At 35.0% G+C, this 25126-nt stretch carries 23 protein-coding genes; 15 read left to right on the top strand and 8 right to left on the bottom strand.

The annotated features are described in order from the left end of the window. Positions 1–78: 78 nt before the first annotated feature. Positions 79–2004, bottom strand: coding sequence for a heavy metal translocating P-type ATPase (locus JFU18_RS13265; RefSeq protein WP_201034662.1), 1926 nt, complete (start codon positions 2002–2004; stop codon positions 79–81). A 365-nt stretch (positions 2005–2369) separates the two neighbouring features. Here JFU18_RS13265 and JFU18_RS13260 point away from each other — a divergent pair, with 365 nt between their 5' ends. From JFU18_RS13260 to lepB, 3 genes are all read left to right on the top strand, one after another. Then, entirely contained in the window at positions 2370–3320 is a 951-nt protein-coding gene (locus JFU18_RS13260) for a DMT family transporter (RefSeq protein ID WP_201034663.1), read from the top strand. A 124-nt stretch (positions 3321–3444) separates the two neighbouring features. Next, positions 3445–4125, top strand: a complete 681-nt coding sequence (locus JFU18_RS13255) for a lysoplasmalogenase (RefSeq protein ID WP_002063659.1) — start codon at positions 3445–3447, stop codon at positions 4123–4125. Positions 4126–4413: 288 nt separating this feature from the next. Further along, the gene (gene lepB, locus JFU18_RS13250; RefSeq protein ID WP_002010249.1) at positions 4414–4950 is read left to right on the top strand and encodes a signal peptidase I; all 537 of its coding nucleotides are present in this window, start codon (positions 4414–4416) and stop codon (positions 4948–4950) included. Positions 4951–4993: 43 nt separating this feature from the next. Here the strand turns inward: lepB and JFU18_RS13245 are convergent, their stop codons facing one another. Then, positions 4994–7777 carry a tetratricopeptide repeat protein gene (locus tag JFU18_RS13245; protein WP_201034664.1) on the bottom strand — a complete coding sequence of 928 codons (2784 nt, stop codon included), beginning with the start codon at positions 7775–7777 and terminating at the stop codon, positions 4994–4996. 477 nt (positions 7778–8254) lie between these two features. Here JFU18_RS13245 and JFU18_RS13240 point away from each other — a divergent pair, with 477 nt between their 5' ends. Then, complete coding sequence (locus JFU18_RS13240; protein ID WP_002029574.1) at positions 8255–8848, top strand: DedA family protein; 594 nt, start codon at positions 8255–8257, stop codon at positions 8846–8848. Positions 8849–8862: 14 nt separating this feature from the next. Here the strand turns inward: JFU18_RS13240 and JFU18_RS13235 are convergent, their stop codons facing one another. The 3 genes from JFU18_RS13235 to JFU18_RS13225 all read right to left on the bottom strand — a co-directional run bounded on the left by JFU18_RS13235 (position 8863) and on the right by JFU18_RS13225 (position 10119). Continuing rightward, positions 8863–9291 carry an EamA family transporter gene (locus JFU18_RS13235; RefSeq protein WP_002029573.1) on the bottom strand — a complete coding sequence of 143 codons (429 nt, stop codon included), beginning with the start codon at positions 9289–9291 and terminating at the stop codon, positions 8863–8865. Positions 9292–9399: 108 nt separating this feature from the next. Next, positions 9400–9546 carry a BH0509 family protein gene (locus JFU18_RS13230; protein WP_000817786.1) on the bottom strand — a complete coding sequence of 49 codons (147 nt, stop codon included), beginning with the start codon at positions 9544–9546 and terminating at the stop codon, positions 9400–9402. Positions 9547–9702: 156 nt separating this feature from the next. Further along, positions 9703–10119 carry a pyridoxamine 5'-phosphate oxidase family protein gene (locus tag JFU18_RS13225; protein WP_061674663.1) on the bottom strand — a complete coding sequence of 139 codons (417 nt, stop codon included), beginning with the start codon at positions 10117–10119 and terminating at the stop codon, positions 9703–9705. 179 nt (positions 10120–10298) lie between these two features. Here JFU18_RS13225 and cax point away from each other — a divergent pair, with 179 nt between their 5' ends. Beyond that, a complete protein-coding gene (gene cax, locus JFU18_RS13220; protein ID WP_061674662.1) occupies positions 10299–11354 on the top strand; it encodes a calcium/proton exchanger in 1056 nt (351 codons plus the stop codon). A gap of 81 nt (positions 11355–11435) precedes the next feature. Then, positions 11436–12233 (top strand): YfkD famly protein, encoded by a 798-nt coding sequence (locus JFU18_RS13215; protein WP_002125017.1) that lies wholly within the window; start codon positions 11436–11438, stop codon positions 12231–12233. A gap of 192 nt (positions 12234–12425) precedes the next feature. Here the strand turns inward: JFU18_RS13215 and yfkAB are convergent, their stop codons facing one another. Then, positions 12426–13553 (bottom strand): radical SAM/CxCxxxxC motif protein YfkAB, encoded by a 1128-nt coding sequence (yfkAB, locus tag JFU18_RS13210; RefSeq protein ID WP_002125019.1) that lies wholly within the window; start codon positions 13551–13553, stop codon positions 12426–12428. A gap of 213 nt (positions 13554–13766) precedes the next feature. Between yfkAB and JFU18_RS13205 the strand changes: the two genes are divergently transcribed. The 6 genes from JFU18_RS13205 to truA all read left to right on the top strand — a co-directional run bounded on the left by JFU18_RS13205 (position 13767) and on the right by truA (position 19870). Beyond that, complete coding sequence (locus JFU18_RS13205; RefSeq protein WP_002010264.1) at positions 13767–13949, top strand: SE1561 family protein; 183 nt, start codon at positions 13767–13769, stop codon at positions 13947–13949. 355 nt (positions 13950–14304) lie between these two features. After that, positions 14305–15828 carry a class I fumarate hydratase gene (fumA, locus tag JFU18_RS13200; protein WP_201034665.1) on the top strand — a complete coding sequence of 508 codons (1524 nt, stop codon included), beginning with the start codon at positions 14305–14307 and terminating at the stop codon, positions 15826–15828. A 125-nt stretch (positions 15829–15953) separates the two neighbouring features. Continuing rightward, on the top strand, positions 15954–16736 hold the full coding sequence (gene pdaA, locus JFU18_RS13195) for a delta-lactam-biosynthetic de-N-acetylase (protein ID WP_002029593.1): 783 nt from the start codon (positions 15954–15956) through the stop codon (positions 16734–16736). A 59-nt stretch (positions 16737–16795) separates the two neighbouring features. Continuing rightward, positions 16796–17659 carry a DNA-3-methyladenine glycosylase family protein gene (locus JFU18_RS13190; RefSeq protein WP_201034667.1) on the top strand — a complete coding sequence of 288 codons (864 nt, stop codon included), beginning with the start codon at positions 16796–16798 and terminating at the stop codon, positions 17657–17659. 10 nt (positions 17660–17669) lie between these two features. Then, a complete protein-coding gene (gene rlmD / locus JFU18_RS13185; protein ID WP_085308944.1) occupies positions 17670–19049 on the top strand; it encodes a 23S rRNA (uracil(1939)-C(5))-methyltransferase RlmD in 1380 nt (459 codons plus the stop codon). Positions 19050–19132: 83 nt separating this feature from the next. Continuing rightward, positions 19133–19870: a tRNA pseudouridine(38-40) synthase TruA gene (gene truA, locus JFU18_RS13180; protein ID WP_002125027.1), complete on the top strand. Its 738-nt coding sequence runs from the start codon at positions 19133–19135 to the stop codon at positions 19868–19870. Positions 19871–19922: 52 nt separating this feature from the next. Here truA and JFU18_RS13175 read toward each other — a convergent pair whose 3' ends face one another. Together JFU18_RS13175 and JFU18_RS13170 are read right to left on the bottom strand one after the other, a co-directional pair. Further along, entirely contained in the window at positions 19923–20120 is a 198-nt protein-coding gene (locus tag JFU18_RS13175) for a hypothetical protein (protein ID WP_002140273.1), read from the bottom strand. 81 nt (positions 20121–20201) lie between these two features. Continuing rightward, positions 20202–21605, bottom strand: a complete 1404-nt coding sequence (locus JFU18_RS13170; RefSeq protein WP_085308948.1) for a sigma-54 interaction domain-containing protein — start codon at positions 21603–21605, stop codon at positions 20202–20204. Positions 21606–21906: 301 nt separating this feature from the next. On the opposite strand from JFU18_RS13170, the gene JFU18_RS13165 reads away from it, so the two are divergent. The 3 genes from JFU18_RS13165 to JFU18_RS13155 all read left to right on the top strand — a co-directional run bounded on the left by JFU18_RS13165 (position 21907) and on the right by JFU18_RS13155 (position 25059). Further along, positions 21907–22161, top strand: coding sequence for a biotin/lipoyl attachment domain-containing protein (locus tag JFU18_RS13165; protein WP_085308950.1), 255 nt, complete (start codon positions 21907–21909; stop codon positions 22159–22161). Positions 22162–22267: 106 nt separating this feature from the next. Beyond that, positions 22268–23689, top strand: a complete 1422-nt coding sequence (locus tag JFU18_RS13160) for an amino acid permease (protein ID WP_085308952.1) — start codon at positions 22268–22270, stop codon at positions 23687–23689. A 47-nt stretch (positions 23690–23736) separates the two neighbouring features. Next, a complete protein-coding gene (locus JFU18_RS13155; RefSeq protein ID WP_085308954.1) occupies positions 23737–25059 on the top strand; it encodes an acetylornithine deacetylase in 1323 nt (440 codons plus the stop codon). The last annotated feature ends 67 nt before the right edge of the window (positions 25060–25126 follow it).

Below are 25126 nucleotides of genomic sequence, written 5' to 3'. Positions count from 1 at the left end.
CCAAAGCATAAAACGAGCAGTAGTGCGAACGGTCACAATAGCTACCATTAAAAAAACGGGTCCTTTATCAGGGACCCGTTACTTATTTCCTTTTAATAATCGTAAGCCATTCAAGATTACAAGAATGGTACTTCCTTCATGTCCAATAACACCGAATGGAAGAGCTAAAAACTGCAAGAAATTAGAACAAATCAGCATTGCAATAACAGCTAAAGAGAAGATAACGTTTTGCTTCACAATACGGTTCATTCGTTTTGATAAACGGATCGCTTGAGAGAGACGAGATAATTCGTTTTTCATAAGAACAACGTCTGCAGTCTCTAATGCTACGTCTGTTCCTTCACCCATTGCAACACCAATACTAGAAGTAGCGAGTGCAGGTGCATCGTTTATACCATCTCCAACCATGGCGACTATGCCGTACTTTTCTTTTAACTGCTTTATCGTTTCAACTTTTGTTTCCGGTAAACATGATGCGTAATATTCTTTTATATTACTTTCATTGGCAATTGCTTTTGCTGTTTCTTCATTATCACCAGTAATCATGATTGCTTCGACACCAATGCTTTGCAAATCACGAATAGCCGCTATCGTTTCTTGGCGAAGGGTATCTTTTAAAGCGATCAGTCCAAGAATACCATCCTCATCACTAATATAAACGACAGTTTTCCCCTCTTTTTCAAGTGAAGCAGAAATGCCATTATGAAATGTCTTTGTTTCTTCTCCAATAAAATCAGCTTTACCAATTTTATAAGATTTGTTTTCTAATATTCCTTTTAATCCAAAACCAGTTACATCTTCAACGTTTTCTGGTTTTTTTATCGTAATGTCGTAAGCATGTTTTGCATATTTAACAATCGCTTCTGCTAAAGGATGTGTAGAGTGACTTTCAATCGCTGCTGTAATAGAAAGTACTTCACTTTCTGCTATGCCTTCTCGAACGTATACATCTGTTACAGTAGGTTTTCCTTGTGTTAATGTTCCTGTTTTATCAAAGGCAATCGCCTTTACTGAAGCTAGACGTTCTAAATGAATACCACCTTTAAAGAGAATACCGTTTCTCGCTCCGTTTGAAATTGCTGATAAAGTTGCCGGTGTAATGGCTGCAACTAGCGCACAAGGAGAAGCGACTACAAGTAAAATCATCGCGCGATAAAACGTTTCATTCCAACTCCAATCAAGTAAGAAATGAGGAACAAACATCATAAGCGCAACAACAAGTAGTACACCTTTTACGTATGTTCCTTCAAATTTTTCGATGAATAGTTGTGATGGGGATTTTTCGCTTTGTGCACTTTGAACGAGACGAATAATCTTTTGGAATAATGTTTGATCGCTCGGCTTCGTAATTTTAACTTCAATAGCACCACGTAAATTTACAGTGCCGGCAAATACTTCATCGCCGAATTTTTTCTCATTCGGAATGGGTTCTCCTGTAATAGCAGCTTCATCAATATTTGTTTCACCAGTATGAATTGTGCCATCAGCAGGAACACGCTCACCTGGCTTAATTAAAATAATATCGTTAATTTGTAATTGTTCAACTGGAACACGTTCCTCAGTTCCGTTTGAAATACGTAATGCTTCTTCAGGTTGTAGATCAAGAAGCGCTGAAATTTCTTTTTGGCTTTTACTTAATGTATAAGATTCCATTGCTCCGCTTAATGCAAAGATGAAGATTAAAATAGCACCCTCTGCCCAGTAACCAATAACTGCGGCGCCGATAGCTGCAAAAATCATGAGCATTTCAACATTTAGCTCTTTCTCTTCAATTGTGTCTTCAATGCCTTCTTTCGCTTTTGCAAATCCTCCAATTACATAAGCAAGGATATATAAAGTAATACCTGCACTTATTGCATTATTTTTTGTGAATAACCAACCAGCTAAAATAAAAATACCAGATGCGATTGCAAATATAAGTTCATAATGTTTCTTTAATGTATCCCATAAAGAGGGATTAGAAATATCTTTTTGTGCTTGTAATGTTTTTACTTCTGCGTTCATTACTACTCGCTCCTTCCGAATTCTTATTGAGAAAAAGAATCAAAATCGAAACCCCTATAAAACGACGAAAGCTGCCATCCATAATGGATAGCAGCATTTCTGTTGAATCTGATTTTAATAGTTATTATGTTGTAATTATTCTATAGTATAGCATATGTTTTTCTTAGATGATATGTTTTTGTTTTAGTATAAAGTGAAACTTTAATTAGTGGGGGTTTTGTTCATCCCACGCTGATTATTAGCCCTCGCCAATCGGGCTTTTACTGCCCGGCGAATAGCGGGATAAACTGAAAACTTGTGTTTTCGCATTTCCTTTGGTATATATGAATATTGTTCATAAAAAGGTCGGAAAGGAAGACATCAAGTTGAAGACAGAGAAATTTTTTACCCATCCGATTGGCGTGTTTATTGCTGCAATAGTAGCAACATTTTTATGGGGAAGCGCATTTCCCTTTATTAAATTAAGCTATGCTGAACTTGGAATTCAGCCACAAGAAGTCGGGGAACAAATATTATTTGCTGGCTATCGCTTTTTCTTATCTGGTGTAATGCTCTTATTATTTTTTAAAGCGTTAGGAAAAGATATGAAGTTCAAAAAAGGAACAGGAAGGCAGTTAGTTCAAATTGGCTTGTTTCAAACTTTTCTTCAATATATATGTTTTTATATTGGAATGAGTTATAGCTCAGGAATTGAAGGAGCGATTATTTCAGGAACATCATCATTCTTTCAAATTTTACTCGCACACTTTTTATATAAAGATGATGCTCTAAATAGGCGAAAAGTAATTGGAGTAGCTATCGGTTTTTGCGGTGTGATTTTAGTGAATGTACCGAGTGATGGAAGTTTATCATTTCATTTTGGAATAGGTAGCTTATTACTTCTTGGGGCAGCCATGATGTATTCGTATGGAAACATATTAGCGAAAGAAGGTAGTAAAACATTAGATATTGGGTATATGACAGCATATCAGATGATTTTCGGATCAATGGGGTTGCTATGTATAGGTGCATTTCAAGTTGGAATGATGCCATTCATATTTAATCTACATGCAATACTTATGCTCATATATTTATCGTTCTTATCAGCAGCCGGATTCTGTATATGGAATACAATTATGAAGTATAACAAAGTAGGGAAAGTCTCGATGTATATGTTCTTTATACCAGTATTTGGTGTGCTACTATCAAGTCTAATTTTAGGGGAAGCAATCCATTCCTTTGTACTATTTGGTTTAGCGTGTGTCGCAGCGGGAATTATTGTAGTAAATCGTAACCCGGTTAAAAAGAAAGTTGAGCAAGAAAAACAAGTAGCATAGAGAACAGAAAAACGATTAAAATGGAAGAACAGTATTGTTCTTCTTTTTTTACATAGAAAAAGGAGAACGTGATATATGTAACGAAAAAAAGATAGAATAAAGCATTTATTGAGGAGAACATATTATGAATGTACTTTACATTGTGTTAGTCGGGCAAATTATTCTTTTTTTAATGGGAGCAATTTATGCAATAGGACAGACGAAGAGAACGAGAAATAATATGCCGTTACCTTTAGCAGTTCGTCTTATTCTTAGTTTTTCTTTAACAGGAAGTGCAATTTGGATATGGTTACAAGATCCATCGGCTGAGTACAGTACGTGGGTTGCACTCGGTATGACCTTATCAACTGTAGGGGATTTATTTATGGCAGGATTAATTCCAATTGGTCATCGATTAATTGGAGGAATGGTTACTTTCGCTCTTGCACATTGTTTCTATGTGAAAGCATTTTTACAAACAGGTATTTCATGGAATGGTTTTTGGATCGGTTTACTCGTATACGGACTCTTTCTAATTATAGGGTGGTTTTTCTTTATTCGAAATGAAAAACAAGACAAACTTTTTACAATAGGCGCTCTAATTTACGGTTTGTGGGTTGGAGGAATGGCATGTTTTGCATTCGCCTTATATTACGAGAATATAGGAATATGGTGGATACCAGCACTTGGTGGTTTACTGTTTGTGATTTCTGATTTTATTATCGGCGTGACAGATATCGGAGGGCGCAAACTGAAGTATGAACCGCTTTGGATTTGGTTTACATATGTCGCAGCGCAGATGTGTATCGTATATGTAGGATTATAAAAAGATACTCTCAAAAATAGTTGATAGACTATTTTGAGAGTATCTTTTTTATTGCTATGCTATTATATTTGTTTGTTTAATTTGTGCAGTATTTTATACTTTCTAAGCATAAATTTCATAGGAAAAGTCCTGTTTGATAGTCTGGAAAACATAGTATATAAAAATAGTGAATTTATAGGGATTATTATTTTTATATTTGTAATATTCTAATGTTATAATTCAGAATTTTGTGGAAATTAACTAGTCGGAGTACTTATAATAAAAATAAAAAGATGATGAGATGGTGGAATGATGCAAAAGAAAAAACGTTTGCGTGAATTCTTTGAAATAATTGCAATTGCATGTTTATTAGTGTTTTTGGCAAAAATCTTTTTGTTTTTCCCTACGACTGTAAAAGGAGCATCGATGAGGCCGACGTTACAAGATGGAGATAAAGTAATTATTAATAAACTTGCAAAGAGATTTGAAAGTTATGAGAGAGAGGATATTATTGTCGTGAAGACAGATAATTTCTATGTGAAGAGAGTTATTGGATTACCAGGAGATGTAATTGAGATGAAGAATGATCAATTATATGTTAATCATCAAGTGAAAAATGAAGAGTATTTAAAGAATAATAAAAAACAGGCAGAAAAATTACTTATCAATTTAACTGAAGATTTTGGACCGATTACAATTCCTAAAAATAAAATTTTTGTGATGGGAGATAATCGTTTAGTTAGTAGGGATAGTAGGAACGGCTTAGGGCTCATTGATAGAACAGAAGTATTAGGAAAGTTCATGGCGATATATTATCCATTTGAACATGTGAAAATTGTAGATTAAAAATAAGAAAAACCAAGCGAATTAGTTGCTTGGTTTTTCTTATTTAAACAGTTGGTGTTTTATTTATTGTTTCTTGTGAAGCAATATGTTCATTATTTTGGTCGATATTTAACATGAATTTTCGTTGTAACAATTGCAATTTAAAGAGTGTTAAAGGATCATGATAAGTTTCTGGGTTTGTTCTTAGCTTTGTTAATGTTTGCTCATCTTCTTGTATTTCAAGTTGGGCCGCTTCTACGGTTTGTTTCAATATGCTAAGAGGGTCTTTAAAGAACATCATGATATCCCGTTCTAGCGCACCTTCAAATACTTCAAATTGAAGGAAGAATTGTTTTGAAATCATCTGAGCAACTTCTGTATAATCTTCTGTTTCAATATATTGTTTATATTTATTTGATAGCATAGATTGATTTTTTTGCATATTACCGAATAATTTCCCTGCACTCTTTAAGAAGAATTGTGTCGGTGTAAAGCGTAATAAAATATTGATGTTAGCTACTGTAATTCTATTCGTCATTCTTGCAACATCTCTATCCCAGTCATCTAGTAATTTGAAATCACAAGGAAGTTTAATACGCTCTTCCTCATAGAGCTTATTAAAGGTATCGCTCATTTCATCTAAATAAGCCTGAGCTTGAATGAATTCATTATGAGCAGTTTCAATCCATTCTTGAATAGACCCAGTAAATTTAGGAAGAAGCACTTGCTGTACATGTTTTTGAATTCTTTCATTCATTGCTACATTTAGTTCTTCATGGACCAGTTTGAAATCACTATCTTCTTGAACGAGGTCAGAGCAACTCTGCAACAATTCAGGAATTTGAGAATGTATATCCTGCGTAATCTCTTCTTTCGTTAAGAGATAAGATTCTGTAATAGAACGAATTTTATCTTTTTGAATGGCAGTAAGATTATTAATAAAACCATCAAGTTTTACTAAAATATGTTTATTCCAGCGAACGGATTTCACTAACGTATTTTCTAATTCCACACGTTCATTTACAAGGTATGCAATTGTTTTTTGGATAAACCATAATAATTTTTCAATGCGTTCTTTTTCCACGTTACGCTTAGTAAGGTTAGAAAGAATAGAGTCTGTTACGTTACCTAGCTGTTCACTACTCTCTTGTGAAGGAGAGTAAGGGAAAAAGTGTGCTTCTGGGAAATGTACGAGTATTTTCTTTTTAATGCTGTTCGTGATATTTTCACTAGTATTCGTATCAATTGTTTGTAAGACGAATTTAATTTGTAAATTTGGTACTTGCTCACGAATATATAATAATGTATCGAGCTCTTCATCATGTAATGGTGAAGCTGAATTTAGGACATAGATGAGACTATCTGCTGCCTGTAAGTATTCAAAGTGAGAGCTGTTTTTGTCAAGTTGTCCATGCACAGTAGGTGTGACAAGGAATGAAAACTTATTTTTTCGTAAAAATCTACTTGGTAATTTAACTTCAATACATTTTCTTTCTAGTTTTGACTGAGAAGGTACCGCTAGTATGTTATGAAGTTCGTCAAAGTTTGGTATATTTCGTATATCTAGTTCTGTAAGCTCAGTTATTTTAGTTTGACTATCATCTTTAAATGTAATTGAAGTTGTTATAGCCTCATTTAATATATTTTCTCCTAGTATAGAGTTAATAAAGGCTGATTTATCATAATCGCTAGCTCCTGCTACTAGAAGTTGTGTAACAGTTAAATCGTATAAATCACGAACAAGTAGTGTGAATTGATGACCTAAATCTACATCATTCTTCTCAGCCCATACAGCAATCGTTTCAAATAATGCTGATACGTCTGCCATATCAACATTTGCATGAGCTGATGCATTTGAAAGTAAGGCACCTGCGCTTTTTACGAGTAATGATTCTAGAGTTGTCGGTGAAACTTCATTCCATGCTAATACTGCTGCGGAGACAAGTAAAGAATCTTCCGCTCTCATTAAACTAAACCAATTTGTTAATAAATCTGGTACAAGTCCTTGTAATTCGTGCATGAAATGTTGTCCAGTAATCAATTCGAAGTACGTCTCTTGATAGCGAGTAGAAATTTCATTCCAATCGTCATGAGCATCTACTTCAACATGTAAGAATAGGTGATTTATTGTTTGAATCCAAGGGAGATGGAATGATTCATTTTCATAGCTGTTCCAAAGTGAGATAACAAGCTCTTTAAATTGAACTTGATCAATTGTATATAAGGCTTTTAAAGATTCATAGAAATACTCAGGTTTAATTTTTTTAGTAAAGCCTCTGTTCACATAATTGATTAAAGTATCGAACCAGTGTAATGATTTTGTTCGAATTCCTTCTTGAACAGCGAGTTCAATAGCATTATTCCAATCTTCTTGTTTTTCATAGAACGATCGAGCGATTGCAGTAATATTTGGATAGTCTGGTTGAAATGCAACAGCATCGCTAATCGTCTTAAATGCTAGTCCTAAACGATTTTGCTCTATATAAAGGGAAAGAAGTTGTAGGGAAACTTCCATTGTAAGAGTTGTATCTTCTGTTTGGATAGATGTATAAATTTCTTCTGCTTTTGGCAAGAAATCTAATTCGAAATAAGCATCTGCAATATTCTTCATAGCCCAGAGAGCAAGTTCATTATTTACTTTCTCCCATTTGAATATAGCGGCTTCAAAGTCGTTAGTTTGAAAATAAACTTCACCTTGCGCAAAGCGAATATTAGATATATTGGAGAATTCATTTTTTGATTCATTTATATATGCTTCACCGAGTACTTCCGCTACCGGAATGGAAGAGTCTTCTGTTAAAAATGTTTTATAGTAAATCTTTTGGATAAATTGTTTTTCAATGGTCATGTTCGTTCCCCCTGTATAATTTAGAAAAATGATGTTGTATGTAAAAGGGTGCATGTTACTCTAATAGGTAGAAGTTGCATTATATAGACCAAACTATGTTTTTGCTAGATATATCATTTTTCTTGAGAGTTAAACCGTTGCAAAAAGTAACTTCCCTTTATTGTAACAAAAAAATAAGCCTATGAATTTTTATTTTTTTATCTCGCTATTTATAGGCAGTGAGACTCCTACTCCAAAATTGAGCGAATGCAAGGAAGTTAAGTGGGAGACCTGCTGCCCGTAAAATCCCGATTGGTTCAGGCTAATAATCAGTGGGGATGGATAAAAAAACCACCGATTAAATCTCTATTTAAGGAACGGAATAGAAGTAGAGTTCATTATAAAAACAATGTATAGTGAATATGTATACCATGTTTGTCTTAAAGATAGAATGGGCACAATATGGGATAACGATCGTGTATAGGATGTGTCTTCCGAATGGAACAACATATTGGCGAGTTAATCGCACATTATGGATATTTTGGAATTATTATAGCTTTAGCTGGCGGGATTGTTGGATTACCTATACCGGATGAGTTTTTATTGACTTTTATTGGATATAACATTTCAAAAGGAGTTATGTCAGGAACAGCTGCTTTTTTAAGTGGAATGGCAGGTGCAATGCTTGGCATTACATTAAGTTACATATTAGGTTTAAAACTTGGGCTCCCTGTTTTAAAAAAATATGGTCCGAAAGTTAGAATTAAGGAACATCATATTGAAAAAACACATATTTTATTTGAAAAATACGGTCCATTTCTTCTAATGATTGGCTACTTTATACCGGGAGTACGTCATTTAACAGCATATTTTGCTGGAGTTTCAAATTTAACATTGTGGCGATTTTGTTTGTATGCTTACGGTGGTGCACTAATTTGGATAAGTGTTTTTATTGGCTTAGGTTGGAAACTGGGAGAGAAGTGGCGCTTTGTTGAGTATAGTTTACATCATTATGGAATATGGATTTTATTAGTTTCGGCAATTGTAATATTGATTGTGTGGATTTACATAAGGAAAAGAAAAAACCGCTAATAATAGCGGTTTTTTTAGCTGAAAGCAATAAATAATACACCAGCTGTAATAAAGACTACACCAATACCGGTCATAAAGTTTAACTTTTCACCTAATATAATCATCGCGAGAATAATGGAAAATACTACACTTAATTTATCGATAGGTGCTACTTGTGAAACTTTTCCTGTTTTTAACGCAAGAAAATAAAATAGCCATGACGAAGCACCAGCGATTCCACTTAATGTGATAAATAGCAGTGCTTTTTTATTTAGGAGGACATCACCGATATTTTGAAATTTACCTTGTATAATAATAACTCCTACCATAAATAATGCCATAATAATAGAGCGAACCGTTGTTGCGACGTTGGCATCGATTCCATCTAAGCCAATCTTTCCGAAAATAGATACGAGGGCAGCAGCGATTGCTGATAATAGTGCGAATAATAGCCATGAACTCATAGTGAAACTCCTCCAATCTTACATTATTATACATGAAAATTATTCTCATGTATAAAAAACGAAATAAACCCCCGCCCTATATATTTAATAAGGTGGGGGTTTATTAGACTACTCTGCTATTTCTTCATATAAAAAGTACGTTACATTATAAATATGCTCTACTTCATCATCAGTCATAAATAATAATTCGTCACGTTCAATCCCTTTTTTCTTTTCAATAAACTCAATCATGTTTTTTCGTTCTTCTCTTTTCATCAATTTTAATTTCTCCCCTCAATCTGTTTTAATACAGTTTATTTAAGTTACTGCTATTATATAACAGAATCTTTAGAAAGTTCCACCTATTTTATTGTTTTTTTCAGAAGAACCTTTCGACAAAACAAGCCCACCTAAGGGGGGCTTGTTTTTATTTTATAGTCGTAAAAACTCGGGCTCGGTCGTACCAGCACTATCGATGTAATAAATTGTATCGGGATTGATTTTTATTAGTACGTAATTAGGGTCTTCCGCACCGAGTAACCAGCGTTTTAAGCTATTAGTCCAAAATTTGTTTTTTAATGTTTGATCTTCTTCGATGGAAGCTATACCTTCAACTTCAATGTAATCCTCATCTAATTTCTTTCCTTCACGTCCAAGTAGTACATGTACATTGGAGTTTTTTTCAATATCTGTTATCTTTTTTGAATTTCGATCTGTTGCAACATATAGTACAAAATCTTCGTGGAAAAACATCATAAAGGCGCTGTGTGGCTTATCGTTACGTACAGTAGATAATACACCAGTGCGTTGACCTTGAATAATAGTTGCGATTTTTTCTTTTAAGTGCATATTTTTAGCCTCTTTTCATAATTCATAATTTTTTCTGTCTGGACAAGATAATTTAAATATCTTTCATACTGTTTTCTTCAATCCGATTTTTTAAACGTAATTGTGATGAAATCGGACAAGTTAGGAGATGAATAATAATAATATCGAGGAGAAATACATACGATGGAAGGATGAAAAGCATGTTTAATAAAATATTTCTCATAGTAGCGCTTATAGGTGTACCACTTTCTGTAATCGGAAAAACACTTCATTGGCCACAAACTATTATGTTTGCTGTATACTGCATTACTATTATTGCATTAGCTGGTTTTATGGGGAGGGCGACAGAAAGTTTAGCAATTGTTTCTGGGCCTCGGATAGGTGGTTTATTAAATGCAACTTTCGGTAATGCCGTGGAACTTATCATTTCAATTTTTGCACTCCAGGCAGGATTAACAGAAGTTGTTTTAGCTTCCTTAACTGGTTCTGTACTTGGAAACTTATTACTGGTAGGAGGGTTATCCTTCTTTATAGGTGGCCTTAAGTATAAAAGACAAAGTTTCAATGTTTATGATGCAAGACATAATTCAGCTTTATTAATATTTGCTGTTGTCGTAGCTTTTGTTATTCCAGAGATTTTTTCAATGAAGATGGATGCTGGAAAGACGTATCAATTAAGTATTGGTGTTTCTATTATCATGATCATTATGTACCTTGCTGCATTGCTATTTAAGTTAGTTACGCACCGCGGTGTATATCAACATAAAAGTGATGAAGTAGCACATGAGGAGGAGCCTGAGTGGTCGAAAGGTAAAGCGCTACTCGTTTTAGCGATAGCAACACTTGCAGTTGCTTATGTGTCAGAGGCACTCGTACATACTTTTGAAACGGTCGCAAAGTCGTTTGGCTGGTCAGAGTTATTTATAGGGGTTATTATCGTTGCAATTGTTGGTAATGCAGCAGAACATGCATCTGCAATTATTATGGCATATAAAAATAAAGTAAATATCGCAGTAGAAATTGCAGTAGGTTCTACATTACAAATCGCCATGTTTGTTGCTCCTGTGTTAGTACTTCTTTCGATGCTTTTTGCACAAAAGATGCCTCTAGTATTTACAATACCAGAACTTGTTTCTATGATTACAGCTGTTTTCTTAACTATAGCCATTTCAAATGATGGGGATACAAACTGGTTTGAAGGAGGAACTTTATTAGCTGCGTATGTCATTATGGGAATTGGTTTTTATTTATTATGAAAAATAGGGATAACAATGCTTCAGAGGGAAAACACTAAATACAGTAATTTATATACCTTTACATAGGAAGGAGCCAGACAGGTGAAACGAGTATACAGCATATGTCTTTCAACCATGGTCTCGTTTATTTTATTATTTCCTAACAGTAGTTTTGCAAAGACAACGGTAGAAGTAAAAATGCCTTCATCTGTTTTAAATATTTCAAAGGATAATACATTTCCAAATGACGCACAAGATTTACCGCGTTTACAGCCAAGTAAGTTTGCGCAAGAACTATTGAAAACAGCAAATATCAAAATTGAAAACCCAGATTTAATTCGAATGTTTAATGAAACGACAATTTCGAATGCACCGCTTGCAGTAGGGTACCGAGCGAAAATTTATTTAGGGCAATGGGCATTAAATTATGAGTCAATAGACACATCGATTAATTGGGAATATAAGCAAGTAAATCGAAATGTATATGATAATCGCGGAGGGGATCGCTTATACCCACTTCGCTATAAGCAAGAAACCCAAAAGACAATCGAAGGTGATTTAACAGCAGATATGAAAGATACTACAGATGTGAAAAAAATGATGCTTCTAAAAGCGCTTGAAAAAGTACAATTGCCACTTTCATTTAAAACAACCATTGGTTATGGTACCGGACATGAGCGTGTTTATAATATTAGTCCAAGTCAACTTGGATATTTATATGCGTATACACCAGCAGTAAATGAAAAAGGAAAAGTAACATTTGGAGAAGTCTACCTTGTGTTAAAAGGGAATCAAAAAAAGCTTGTCGTGAAAAATATTACATCTCAAGGAATCGGAGCCGCTATTCCAATTCATGATCATTTATTTTTTAAATTTGTTTCTTCATCGCATGCACAATGAAATAAAAAACGTCAGCCTATAAGCTGACGTTTTTTATTTATCCCGCTATTTGCGGGCAGTAAAACTCCCACCTCAAAATTCGGCTGGAGCAAAGAAGTTAGGTGGGAGGCCCTGCTGCCCGTAAACTCCCGATTGGTGTGGGCTAATAATCAGTGGGGGATGAACAAAACTCCCACTGATTAAAGTTTCACTTTATAACATAATGTTTGATGTTTTTGATAAGAAATCTTCTTTTGGATAGTAGCTATTTTTTACAAGAACATTTGGTCCAAGGCATTTCACGGCAGGACAATGGCAACTTAATGATTTTGCTGTTTTTGAGTCACACCATTTGTCGTAAGCTTCTTGTAGTGTATTTGTTTGTACATTACCTAGAAGCGGGACATCACCGAAGTCGGTCACGATAATATTTCCATCAAAAATATTTACGTTCAAACGAGAACGACCATCTGGATCATTGCGGACAGTTACATTTTTACTTTCATGTAATTTCTTTAGTGTAGCTAAATCGTGTTCATTATCACTACATGCATAGAAAGGTAATGTTCCGAATAACATCCACACATTTTCATCACGGATCTCTAATAAATGTTCAACTGCATTTCGAATTTCTTCTTTTGTTAAAATTTCAAGTGTGCTAGCGAAGTCACTCGGATACATCGGGTGAACTTCATGACGTTTACAGCCCATTTCTTCAACGATTTGACGGTGAATATGTTCAATATGTGGTAGAGTTCGTTTGTTTAACATAGTTTCGGCTGATACGAGTACACCTGCCTCTGATAGGGCTTTACTATTTGTAATCATTCTTTCAAATAATTTAGCGCGCTGTTCATAAGTAGGCTTACGCTCCATCATTGCAAATCCGCCTTCAACGAAGTCATCGATTGTTCCCCAGTTATGTGAAATATGCAATACATCTAAGTAGGGAATAATTTGTTCGTAACGTGCTAAATCTATAGTTAAGTTTGAGTTAATTTGAGTGCGAACGCCTCGTTCATGGGCGTATTTTAAGAGTGGTGTTACATAGTTGTCGACGGATTTTTTTGAAAGCATAGGTTCTCCGCCTGTAATACTTAAAGAACGTAAATGAGGAATCTCATCTAATCGTTTTAATAAAAGCTCCATCGGAAGCGGGTTTGGATCTTTCGGCTGTAATGTGTAACCAACAGCGCAATGCTCGCAACGCATATTGCATAACGTCGTCGTTGTAAACTCAACGTTTGTTAATAGTAGTTTGCCGTACTCTTCAAGGTCCATATACGCTTCCCATGGATCGTAAGAAGGAGTAATCGGCTTCATTATTTGTGATATCGTCATATGAAATACTCCTTTGACTATTGAAATAACAATTTGTCCATTCTCTATAATAGAAGAATATGAGCTTTTTATAAAGTGAAACTTTTTTGTAAAAAAAGAGAGAGGGCTTACATTATAATGAATTACTGTGACGAAATTGATGAAATTACATGCCCATAGCAATCATTTTTGCGGTATAATAAAAGCAACTCGAATTAAAAGGAGAGTGCCTTCATGGGAAAAGCAATTCAAGGTAAAGATTCACAACTAGTATATTTGAAAGAACGTTTAAATATGTTCATTGAAGTAATTGATACGATTGAACCAGAAGAGGTAGAATTAGAAGATGTAGATCGTCTTCTTGCAATGTTAGATGAATTAGAACTGAAATGTGAGCAATTTAAAAAAGACGAATAATATATTAAAAAGGCTGCCACTACAAAATTGGCAGCCTTTTTCTGTACGGATAATAGAAGGAATATAGAAAAAAAGGTATAATCAAGTTGTGAAAAATTTCATTTAACCTTTAATGGCGTGAAATAAAGTGAAACTTTACGCAGTGGGGGGGCATTCCCCACTGAGTATTAGCCTTCACCAATCGGGCGTTTACGGGCAGTTGATCTCCAACCTAATTTCTTTGCTCCACCTGAATTTTGAGGTGGGAGTCTTACTGCCCGCAAATAGCGGGATAAATAAACAGCTGAAGAGTATAACAATGGAATTTTCATTTCATAACGTTTTGGTAGCGTTCACAATTGAGGGGGAAGTAACAATGGAAAAGCTTCAAGAAAGCATGTATCAACTAATTGTTGAAACGTCAACGAACTTACCGAAAGATGTTCGTCGCGCAATTCAACAAGCGAAAGAACGAGAAAATGCAGGAACTCGTTCGGCGATGGCACTTGGCACAATTACGAATAATATTAAAATGGCAGATGATAATATCTCGCCAATTTGCCAAGATACAGGGATGCCAACGTTTAAAATTTATACACCAGTTGGTGTGAATCAATTAAAACTGAAGGAAGCTATCTATAGTGCGCTTGAGCGGGCGACAAAAGATGGTAAACTTCGTCCAAACTCTGTTGATTCTCTTTTTGGAGACAATAGCGGAAACAATTTAGGACCAGGTACACCTGTTATTAAGTTTGAACAATGGGAAAAAGATTACATTGATGCACGTTTAATTTTAAAGGGCGGCGGTTGTGAGAATAAAAATATTCAATATAGCCTGCCTTGTGAAATAGAAGGACTTGGACGAGCTGGGCGTGATTTAGAAGGAATTCGTAAATGCCTTCTTCATGCAGTATATCAAGCGCAAGGTCAAGGGTGTAGCGCAGGAGTAATCGGCGTCGGTATCGGGGGAGACCGCACATCAGGTTACGAATTAGCAAAAAATCAATTATTCCGTACATTAGATGATATAAATCCAGTTCCAGAATTACACAAGCTTGAAGAGTATGTATTAGAGAATGCGAATAAGCTTGGCATTGGTACGATGGGATTTGGCGGAGAAACAACTTTATTAGGTTGCAAAATTGGAGTATATAATCGTTTGCCAGCGAGCTTCTACGTATCTGTTGCGTATAATTGTTGGGCATATCGTCGTCTTGGTGTAACAATTCATCCTGAAACAGGTGAAATTATGGATTGGTTGTACCAGGAAGGTGAAGATACACTTCAGCAAGATGCTGCGCAAGAACAAGCAGAGCAGCGTGAAATCGTATTACAAGCTCCAATTACAGAAGAGCAAATTCGTGAACTTCGTGTTGGTGATGTTGTTACAATTAACGGCATGATGTATACAGGACGTGATGCGATTCATAAACATTTAATGGATAACGATTGTCCAGTAGATTTAAAGGGACAAATTATTTATCATTGTGGTCCAGTTGTAGTGAAAGATGAAAATGATAATTGGCAAATTAAAGCGGCAGGTCCAACGACAAGTATTCGTGAAGAGCCATATCAAGGCGATATTATGAAAAAGTTCGGTATTCGTGCTGTAATTGGTAAAGGTGGTATGGGTGCTAAAACATTAGCAGCTTTAGAAGAACACGGTGGTGTGTACTTAAATGCAATTGGTGGTGCAGCGCAATATTATGCTGAATGTATTAAAGAAGTGAAAGATGTTGATTTCTTACAATTCGGTATCCCAGAGGCAATGTGGCATTTACGTATCGATGGTTTTAAAGCAGTTGTAACGATGGATTCTCATGGTAAAAGTCTACATGCTGATGTTGATAAAACATCACTTGAAAAATTGGCGAGCTTTAAAGGACCTGTATTTAAGTAAAGAGAAATGCATCTCGAATTATTCGAGGTGCATTTTTTGGTATATATAGAAAAACATGTTCAGCATGAAAGAAAGCAGGGAAACAGAAACTACAGGTACGATTATATATGGAAAGGAGACTATTTATGAAATATAAATGGTTATATATAGGTCTCATTTTTTCAATTATGATGGCACTTGTTCCAGTTTCAACATTTGCTTATACGAATACACCACATAACTGGGGAATCCCACGTCCTAAAAATGAAACGGTGCCAGATGCAGGGAAACTATATACAGAATTACTACAAAAAAATGGTGGGTTTTATTTAGGAGATACGAAGAAAAAAGATATTTATTTAACATTTGATAATGGATACGAAAATGGATATACAGGAAAGATTTTAGATGTACTGAAGGAGAAAAAAGTACCAGCAACTTTCTTTGTGACGGGACATTATATAAAAACACAAAAAGATTTATTATTAAGAATGAAAAATGAAGGACATATTATTGGTAATCATTCTTGGAGTCATCCAGATTTTACAACAGTAAATGATGCAAAACTTCGTGAAGAATTAACGAGCGTAACGGAAGAGATTAAAAAAGTTACTGGGCAAAAAGAAGTGAAATATGTACGCCCTCCGCGAGGCGTGTTTAGTGAAAGAACGCTAGCGCTTACGAAAGACATGGGATATTATAACGTGTTTTGGTCGCTTGCATTTCTTGATTGGAAAGTAGATCAGCAAAGAGGATGGCAATACGCTCATAATAATGTAATGACTATGATTCATCCAGGATCTGTTTTGTTACTTCATGCAATATCAAAAGATAATGCAGAAGCACTTGCGAAAATCATTGATGATTTGCGCGAGAAAGGGTATCATTTTAAAAGCCTAGATGATTTAGTAAAAAGCAATCAACCGTAAGCATGTATGCTTGCGGTTTTCTCATGCTATAATGATGTGTAAAAAGGATGGGGAAACGTATGTGGAGCGAACATGTTACGTTAGAATATCCGTACCATTTTGAGGAAGTACTAAAGCGTTTATCTTTCGACCCGTTAAACGTTATTCAATTAGACGAGAAAGTAATTTATGTCCCGCTTTTTATAGACGAAGAACAGATTGTTGTTCGTTTGCAAGGGATTGGTACTGTTCAAAATCCACAGTTTTGGATCTCTAGTCAGGCAGGAGATCAAGAGAAAGTAATGAAACGAATGAGATCCATTTTTCACTGGAATGAACCGTTTCAAAATATACAAAATCATTTTTTAAACACATCATTACGTCCACTATTTGAAACATATGCTTATACTCCAATTATTTTAGAATTCGATTATTTCGCTTGTCTTCTTCGCTGTATTATTCATCAACAAATAAATTTGAAATTTGCTACTGTGCTAACAGATCAATTTGTAAAGCGATATGGGACAGAGAAGAGCGGCGTTTTCTTTTTCCCAACACCAGAAAGAGTAGCGAACATTTCAATAGAAGAATTGAGAGAGCAGAAGTTTAGTCAGCGAAAAGCCGAATATATAGTAGGATTAGCAAAACATATTGTAGGCGGTAAATTAGATTTAGCAAGGATAGAAAACGAAACAGAAGAAGAAGTATCGGCACAATTGTTACCAATAAGGGGTATTGGGGCATGGACAGTGCAAAACTTTTTAATGTTTGGGCTTGGTCGGAAAAATATGTTTCCAAAAGCAGACATTGGAATTCAGCGCGCAGTGCAAGGTGTATTTCAATTAGATGATAAGCCTGATGATGCATTTTTAGAAAAAGTGAAACAAGAGTGTGAACCATATTGCAGTTATGCAGCGTTATATTTATGGAAAAGTATAGAGTAGAGGTGTAATAATGATACAAAAGCAACAAGAGAGTAAGTTGGAAGTTGGTCAAACGTTTCCTGTGACAATTAAACGTCTTGGGATTAACGGAGAAGGCGTTGGTTATTTTAAGAGACAAGTTGTTTTCATTCCAGGGGCATTACCAGGAGAAGAAGTTGTTGCTGAAGCAACAAAAATTCAGCGTGGCTTCGCTGAAGCGAAAGTGAAAAAAGTTCGTAAATCATCACCACATCGTGTGAAAGCACCATGTTCAGTATATGAGGAGTGTGGTGGCTGTCAATTGCAGCATTTAGATTATAAAGAACAATTAAATCAAAAGCGTGATATCGTTGTACAAGCATTCGAGAAGTATATGAATGACAGTCTAGAAGAGAAAATTCGCCCGACGCTTGGTATGGAAAATCCATGGCATTATCGTAATAAAAGTCAATTGCAAGTGGGGCGTAAAGACGAAAAGGTTATTACAGGGTTATATAAGCAAAACTCACATCAGTTAATTGATATTTCTCATTGCATGATTCAACATAAAGCAACGAATGAAGCGACAAAAGTTGTAAGACGTATATTAGAAAAATTAAATGTTTCTATTTACAATGAGAAAAAACAAAAAGGTTTAGTACGTACAATTGTGACACGTACTGCAGTTCAAACAGGGGAAGTGCAAGTCACACTTATTACAACAAAAGAAGAATTACCAAATAAAGATCAATTTATCGCAGAAGTGCAAAAACAAATGCCAAGTGTTAAATCAATTATGCAAAACGTAAACTGGCGTAAAACATCTGTTATTTTCGGTGATAAAACATTTAAATTAGCTGGAAAAGAAGTAATTCAAGAAACACTAGGTGATTTATCATTTGAATTATCAGCACGCGCATTCTTCCAATTAAATCCAGAACAAACAGTTGTTTTATACGATGAAGCGAAAAAAGCAGCTGCTTTAACAGGAAACGAGAAGATTGTGGATGCGTATTGTGGTGTCGGTACGATTGGACTTTGGCTTGCGAATGATGCAGCGGAAGTACGTGGTATGGATGTAATTCCAGAAGCGATTGAAGATGCAAAGAAAAATGCAAAACGCCACGGATTCACAAATGCAAAGTATGAAGCTGGTAAAGCGGAACAATGGTTACCAAAGTGGGTAAAAGAAGGCTGGCGTCCAGATGTCATTGTTGTTGACCCACCGCGTACAGGTTGTGATGATAAATTACTTGAAACGATTTTAAAAGTGAAACCGAAACAAGTTGTTTACGTGTCTTGTAACCCTTCCTCATTAGCACGTGATGTGGAAACATTAATGGAGAGCTATGAAGTGGAGTATGTACAACCAGTTGATATGTTCCCGCATACAGCTCATGTAGAAAATGTAGTGAAACTTGTTAGAAAGTAACATTCAATAAGGATATGTCCCTCACAAAGCAAGAGCTATGTGAGGGTATATTTTATTTAACGAATGGAAGTAAGGAGAATATAATGAACAATTATAAATTGACGATTCAATATGATGGTGCGCGTTATAAAGGGTGGCAACGTCTTGGTAATAATGACAATACGATTCAGGGGAAAATCGAAAGTATAATATCTGAAATGGTCGGAAAAGAAATTGAAATTATCGGCTGTAGTAGAACGGATGCTGGTGTACACGCTTTGAATCAAGTAGCTAACTTTCAAAGTGATGAGAAGTTAGTAGAACATAAAGTGAAAAAGTATTTAAATCAATATTTACCAAATGATATTAGTATTACGAGTGTAGAAGAAGTACCAGATCGTTTCCATGCTCGTTACAATTCTAAAGCAAAAACATATCTTTATAAAATTTGGAATGAAGAGCATACGAACCCATTTATGCGTAAATACAGCATGCACGTGAATAAACAATTAAATGTGAAAAGTATGAAAGAAGCTGCGAAACATTTAGTTGGTTCACATGACTTCACTGCCTTTTCAAATGCAAAGTCTAAGAAAAAATCTATGGTTCGAGAAGTGTATACACTTGATGTTTCCGAAGAATCAGGATTTGTACAAATTAGAGTAAGTGGTAACGGATTCCTTCATAACATGGTGCGGAAAATTGTTGGAGCATTAATTGAAGTTGGATTAGGGCAATTAGAGGCGGACGCAATTCCAAACATTTTAGAGGAAAAACAACGTAATCAAATTAATTGTCTTGCTGAGGCGAGTGGATTGTATTTGGAGAATGTTGAATTTTAATAATAAGTAAAAAAATCGAGCTGATAAGGCTCGATTTTTTTGCACTCTGAAATTAAGAAGATTTCTCTTTCTTCATACGTAGCTTCAAATTCCAAAAAGCAGCAAGCATAATAGCTGCAAAGGAGCCGCTAATTGTGCCTAGGAGCTTTGCATGAGGAAAGCTGCTCATATCAATGAATAGCATTATACATAGAATGGTAGGGAAAAGACCTAAGTAGTGTAATAACTTCAACTTCTTATCATTACTCATATACATTGCCCCTTTCTAGCATATTATACGTTTATCATAACATATTTTACCAGTTTCTTTGCACTTGGAGAAAGATTCATTTCATATGTGTAAGTGCAATTTTTTAATTCGATATTGTAAGTTTTGTCTACTCAATCCTAAAAATTTTGCGGCTTGTGAGATATTACCTTTATTTTCTTTAAGAATTTGATGGATATATTTCTTTTCCATTTCTTCGATTATACGTTTTAAAGTTTGTGGCGTATCAGTATTGTGACTAGTTAGCGGAGTCTGCATATTCAGTTCCTTTTTTGCTAGTTCGCGAAAGTGCGTTGGCATATGGAACGCTGTAATGATATCTTCATCTTCTATTAAGTTCATGGAGCCTTCAATTATATGTTCTAGTTCTCTCACATTACCAGGCCAATCGTATTTATAGAAGAAGTTATTTACGTTTAAATCTACATCTTTTACGCTAAGATTAAATTGGATATTGTATTTTTCAATAAAGTGTTGAACAAGATATGCAATATCTTCTTTTCGTTCCCGTAAAGGTGGAAGACATAAAGTAACAACGCTTAATCGGTAATATAAGTCTTGTCTTAATCGATTGTGTGCTATGGCTTCAAGAGGATCTTCATTAATAGTTGCTATAATACGAACATCAATTTCTTTTTCTTGCGCCCCCCCAATTCTTCGTATTGTTTTCTCTTGTATAGCACGCAATAATTTAGCTTGAAGTGCTGGGCTTAATGAGTTGATTTCATCTAATAACAAAGTTCCCCCATTTGCCTCTTCAAATAAACCAGGTTTATCTATTGCTCCTGTAAAAGCACCTCGATTTGTACCAAATAGTAAACTTTCCATTAAGGTTTCTGGTATAGCGGCACAGTTTTGCGAAATAAATGGTTTTGTTGAACGCTGGCTTTCATTATGGATGCTTTGCGCAAATAGCTCTTTACCGGTCCCTGTTTCCCCGATGATAAGTATGGAGGATGGCGTACGTATTACTCTCTTTGCTTCTGTAATGACCGATTGAATAGCTCTAGAATCACCAATTATGTGATCAAAGGTAAACTTAGTATTTTGTTTTCGAGAAAGGTTCGTTTTCATTGTTTGCTTTAAATGACTAATCTCTTTTGAAATTTCAATAGCGCCTTTAATTTTTCCATTTTCTATTATAGGAAAAGTATCGTTAATCGTCGTAATCTCTTGTCCTTTATTGTTAAAATACGTTTGTTTTATATTTTTGTTTGTTTTTCCAAGTTTTAAAGCCTCTATAAGAGTACTATTTTTATTTTCTTCAAATGCAAATACTTCTAAAGGATTTTTATCTAGCACATCTAAGCGATCCATTGATTCAATTTCCATCATTTTACGGTTATAGATAATCGTTTTACTTTCCTCATTAATAATATGGATCCCAATATCTAGTTCATTGAGTAAAGTTTCGTATAGCACATTCATTTCAATAATCTTTTTAAAATTGATTTCTTCTGTATGCATGTATTATCTTCTCCTCGTTATACCCTATGAAGACTGACTTTTTATAATTTTATTAAAATTCTTATAAAATCGCAAAATTTTTTTGCTATTTTCTCTTAAAAATTTTCAAATGATAGAAATTTTTTGCGGTTATGCAGATTTTTTTCGTAAGAAATACTAATTTTACATAGGTATTGAGGTTGGTACGTATTTTGCATGAATAGTAGTTAAGATCTCTAAATTTAAAGAGTAGGGGGATTATGAATCTTTATAGTGTATGCAACGTTTCAGTTTCAATTAATAAGAGGGAGGAATTTATAAAGTGAAGACGGTTATAGAAGGCGTGTATAGTCCTTGTTACGGGAAAGTAGAGAAATTATTTGTTACTGAAAGTTCTTACGTATATGAGTGGGAAAAATTAGCGTTAATTGAAACAATAGATAAGCAGCAGGTGGAAATTAAAGTGGGAATCAGTGGTTATATCGAATCATTAGAAGTGGTAGAAGGACAAGCTATCGCTAATCAAAAACTATTAATAACAGTGAGGGATGACCTTTTAATAACAGGTAGTGATTAATATAAGTAGTATGTATTTTTGCTCTTTTAAATAATTATTTTTACTATGAAGAATTTTAAAAACGCTTACATTAAATGGGTTTGCAAAGTGAAAAGGGGGGATTTATATGATGGATCAAAACCAAGGATTAAAAAGAGAATTGAAAAGTCGGCACATATTTATGATTGCACTCGGAGGGGTTATTGGTACTGGGCTTTTTTTAGGATCCAGTTATACAATTCATGAAGCTGGACCTGGAGGAGCGATTGTAGCGTATCTTGTCGGTGGATTTGTTATGTATTTAACGATGCTCTGTCTTGGAGAGTTAGCGGTTGCGATGCCTGATGCAGGATCGTATCAAACATATGCTACAAAACATATTTCACCTGCAGCGGGTTATGTAGTGGGATGGATGTCGTGGCTAAACTGGACGGCTACGATAGGCATTGAATTAATTGCAGTTAGTATATTAATGAAACGTTGGTTTCCAGATGTATCATCATGGATTTGGTGCGTAGTGTTTGCTGTATTACTCTTTGTTATTAATGCGTTATCTTCAAGAAGTTTTGCGGAAGTTGAATTCTGGTTTGCAAGTATTAAAGTAATTACAATTATTGCATTTATCATTTTGGGCGGGGCAGCAATGTTTGGTTTTCTAGATATGAAAGGAAATGAACCAGCGCCGATGTTTTCTAGCTTTACTGATTATGGTGGATTGTTCCCAAATGGATTATCAGCCATTTTAATTACAATGATTGCAGTTAATTTTTCCTTCCAAGGAACAGAACTAGTTGGTATTGCAGCTGGTGAGAGTGAAAATCCAGAGAAAACTATCCCGAAGGCAATTAATAATACAGTTTGGCGCATACTTATTTTCTTTGTACTATCTATTTTTATTCTTGCGGGACTATTTCCTTGGCAGCAAGCAGGAGTGATAGAAAGTCCATTCGTAGTTGTATTTGATAAAATTGGTATTCCTTATGCGGCTGATATTATAAATTTCGTTATTATTACAGCTGTACTATCAGTTGCGAATTCAGGATTATATGCAACTTCCCGTATGCTATGGTCTATGTCTAATCAAGGAATGATTAGCCCGATTTTTGGTAAATTATCTAAAAACGGTGTTCCTATTTATGCATTGATTGTAAGTACGTTTGTAGGGTGTCTCTCATTACTATCAGGTATTTATGCGGAAGATACAGTTTATTTATGGCTTCTTTCTATTGCTGGGTTTGGAGCAATATTAGTTTGGGCATCTATTGCTCTTTCAAATTTATTGGCTAGAAGGACATATTTGAAGCAAGGCGGGGATATTAAGGACTTAAAATTTAAAACACCATTGTATCCATTTGTTCCACTTCTTGCGTTAGTATTAAATTTAGCAGTAATTGTTGGCATGGCTTTCATTCCGGAACAAAGAATGGCATTGTATTGTGGTATTCCATTTATGATTGTTTGTTTACTGTTTTATCGTGCTACTAGAAATAAGAGAAGTAAAGTAGAACATACTGAAAAGACAAATACAACCGAATTAGAAAGTTTATAATAGTGATTAATTTGGAGACTGTAAGATTGTAAACAGTCTCTTTTTTTGTGAAAATAAATTTGGAAACATACTACGTATGCAAAGGGGAATTAGCAATGAATCAAGAAGTTTCACAGCTATTAGAACAGATTGATTTACGAAAAGAGGAGCTACTAGAACTTACAAAAACTTTAATTCGTTTTGAAACACCAGCACCACCAGCAAGAAATACAAATGGGGCGCAAGAATTTGTTGCGGAGTTTCTAAAAAAACGAAATTTTAGTATTGATAAATGGGATGTATATCCAAATGATCCGAATGTTGTTGGAGTGAAAAAGGGGACAGCAAGTGAGTCACATAAAAGTCTCATTATTAATGGACATATAGATGTTGCAGAAGTATCAAAGGACGAACCGTGGGAAATAAAGCCGTTTGAGCCGTTTATAAAAGATGGTTGGTTAGTTGGGAGAGGCGCGGCAGATATGAAAGGTGGACTAGCTGGAGCCTTATTTGCTATTCAGCTTTTAGAAGAAGTGGGGATTGAATTACCTGGAGATTTAATTTTTCAATCGGTAATTGGCGAAGAAGTAGGAGAAGCAGGGACACTTCAATGTTGTAAGCGTGGTTATGATGCTGATTTTGCAGTAGTAGTTGATACAAGTAATTTACATATGCAAGGGCAGGGCGGAGTAATTACTGGATGGATTACAGTGAAAAGCCCGCTAACGTTTCATGATGCAACACGTAGACAAATGATCCATGCTGGAGGACGTCTATTTGGAGCGAGTGCGATTGAGAAAATGATGAAGATTGTCCAAAGCTTACAAGAATTAGAGCGTCATTGGGCAGTTATGAAAACATATGAAGGCTATCCATCTGGAACAACAACAATTAATCCAGCTGTTATTGAAGGAGGACGTCATGCGGCATTTATTGCGGATGAGTGCCGATTGTGGATAACCGTACATTTTTATCCAAATGAAACGCATGAACAAATAATAGAAGAAATAGAAGAGTATTTAGGAAAAGTGGCAGCAGCAGATCCATGGTTAAGAGAGAACCCACCACAATTTAAGTGGGGCGGAGAATCAATGATTGTGGATCGTGGCGAAATTTTTCCTTCTTTAGAAGTAGATAGCGAACATGTTGCTGTCAAAACGCTAAGTTCAGTACATGAATCTATTTTATCTAAAAATGCAATTTTAGATATGTCAGCAACGGTAACTGATGGCGGATGGTTTAGTGAGTTTAACATTCCAGCTGTTATTTACGGACCAGGTACATTAGAAGAAGCTCATTCAATAAATGAGAAAGTTGAAGTTGAGCAGTTAATTGAATTTACAAAAGTAATAACAGCGTTCATATATGAATGGTGTCATACAAAAAAATAGATTAGTGTATTGAAATTGTACAGGTATGTACTTGTACGCTTTTTTAGTGAACTATTTCAGAGTTGAA

Origin of the sequence: Bacillus sp. TH22 (assembly GCF_016651015.1) — a bacterium.
Taxonomy (GTDB): Bacteria; Bacillota; Bacilli; order Bacillales; family Bacillaceae_G; genus Bacillus_A; species Bacillus_A mycoides.
The sequence above is the reverse complement of the archived record's forward strand: the minus strand, read 5'-3'. Positions and strand labels throughout refer to the sequence as shown.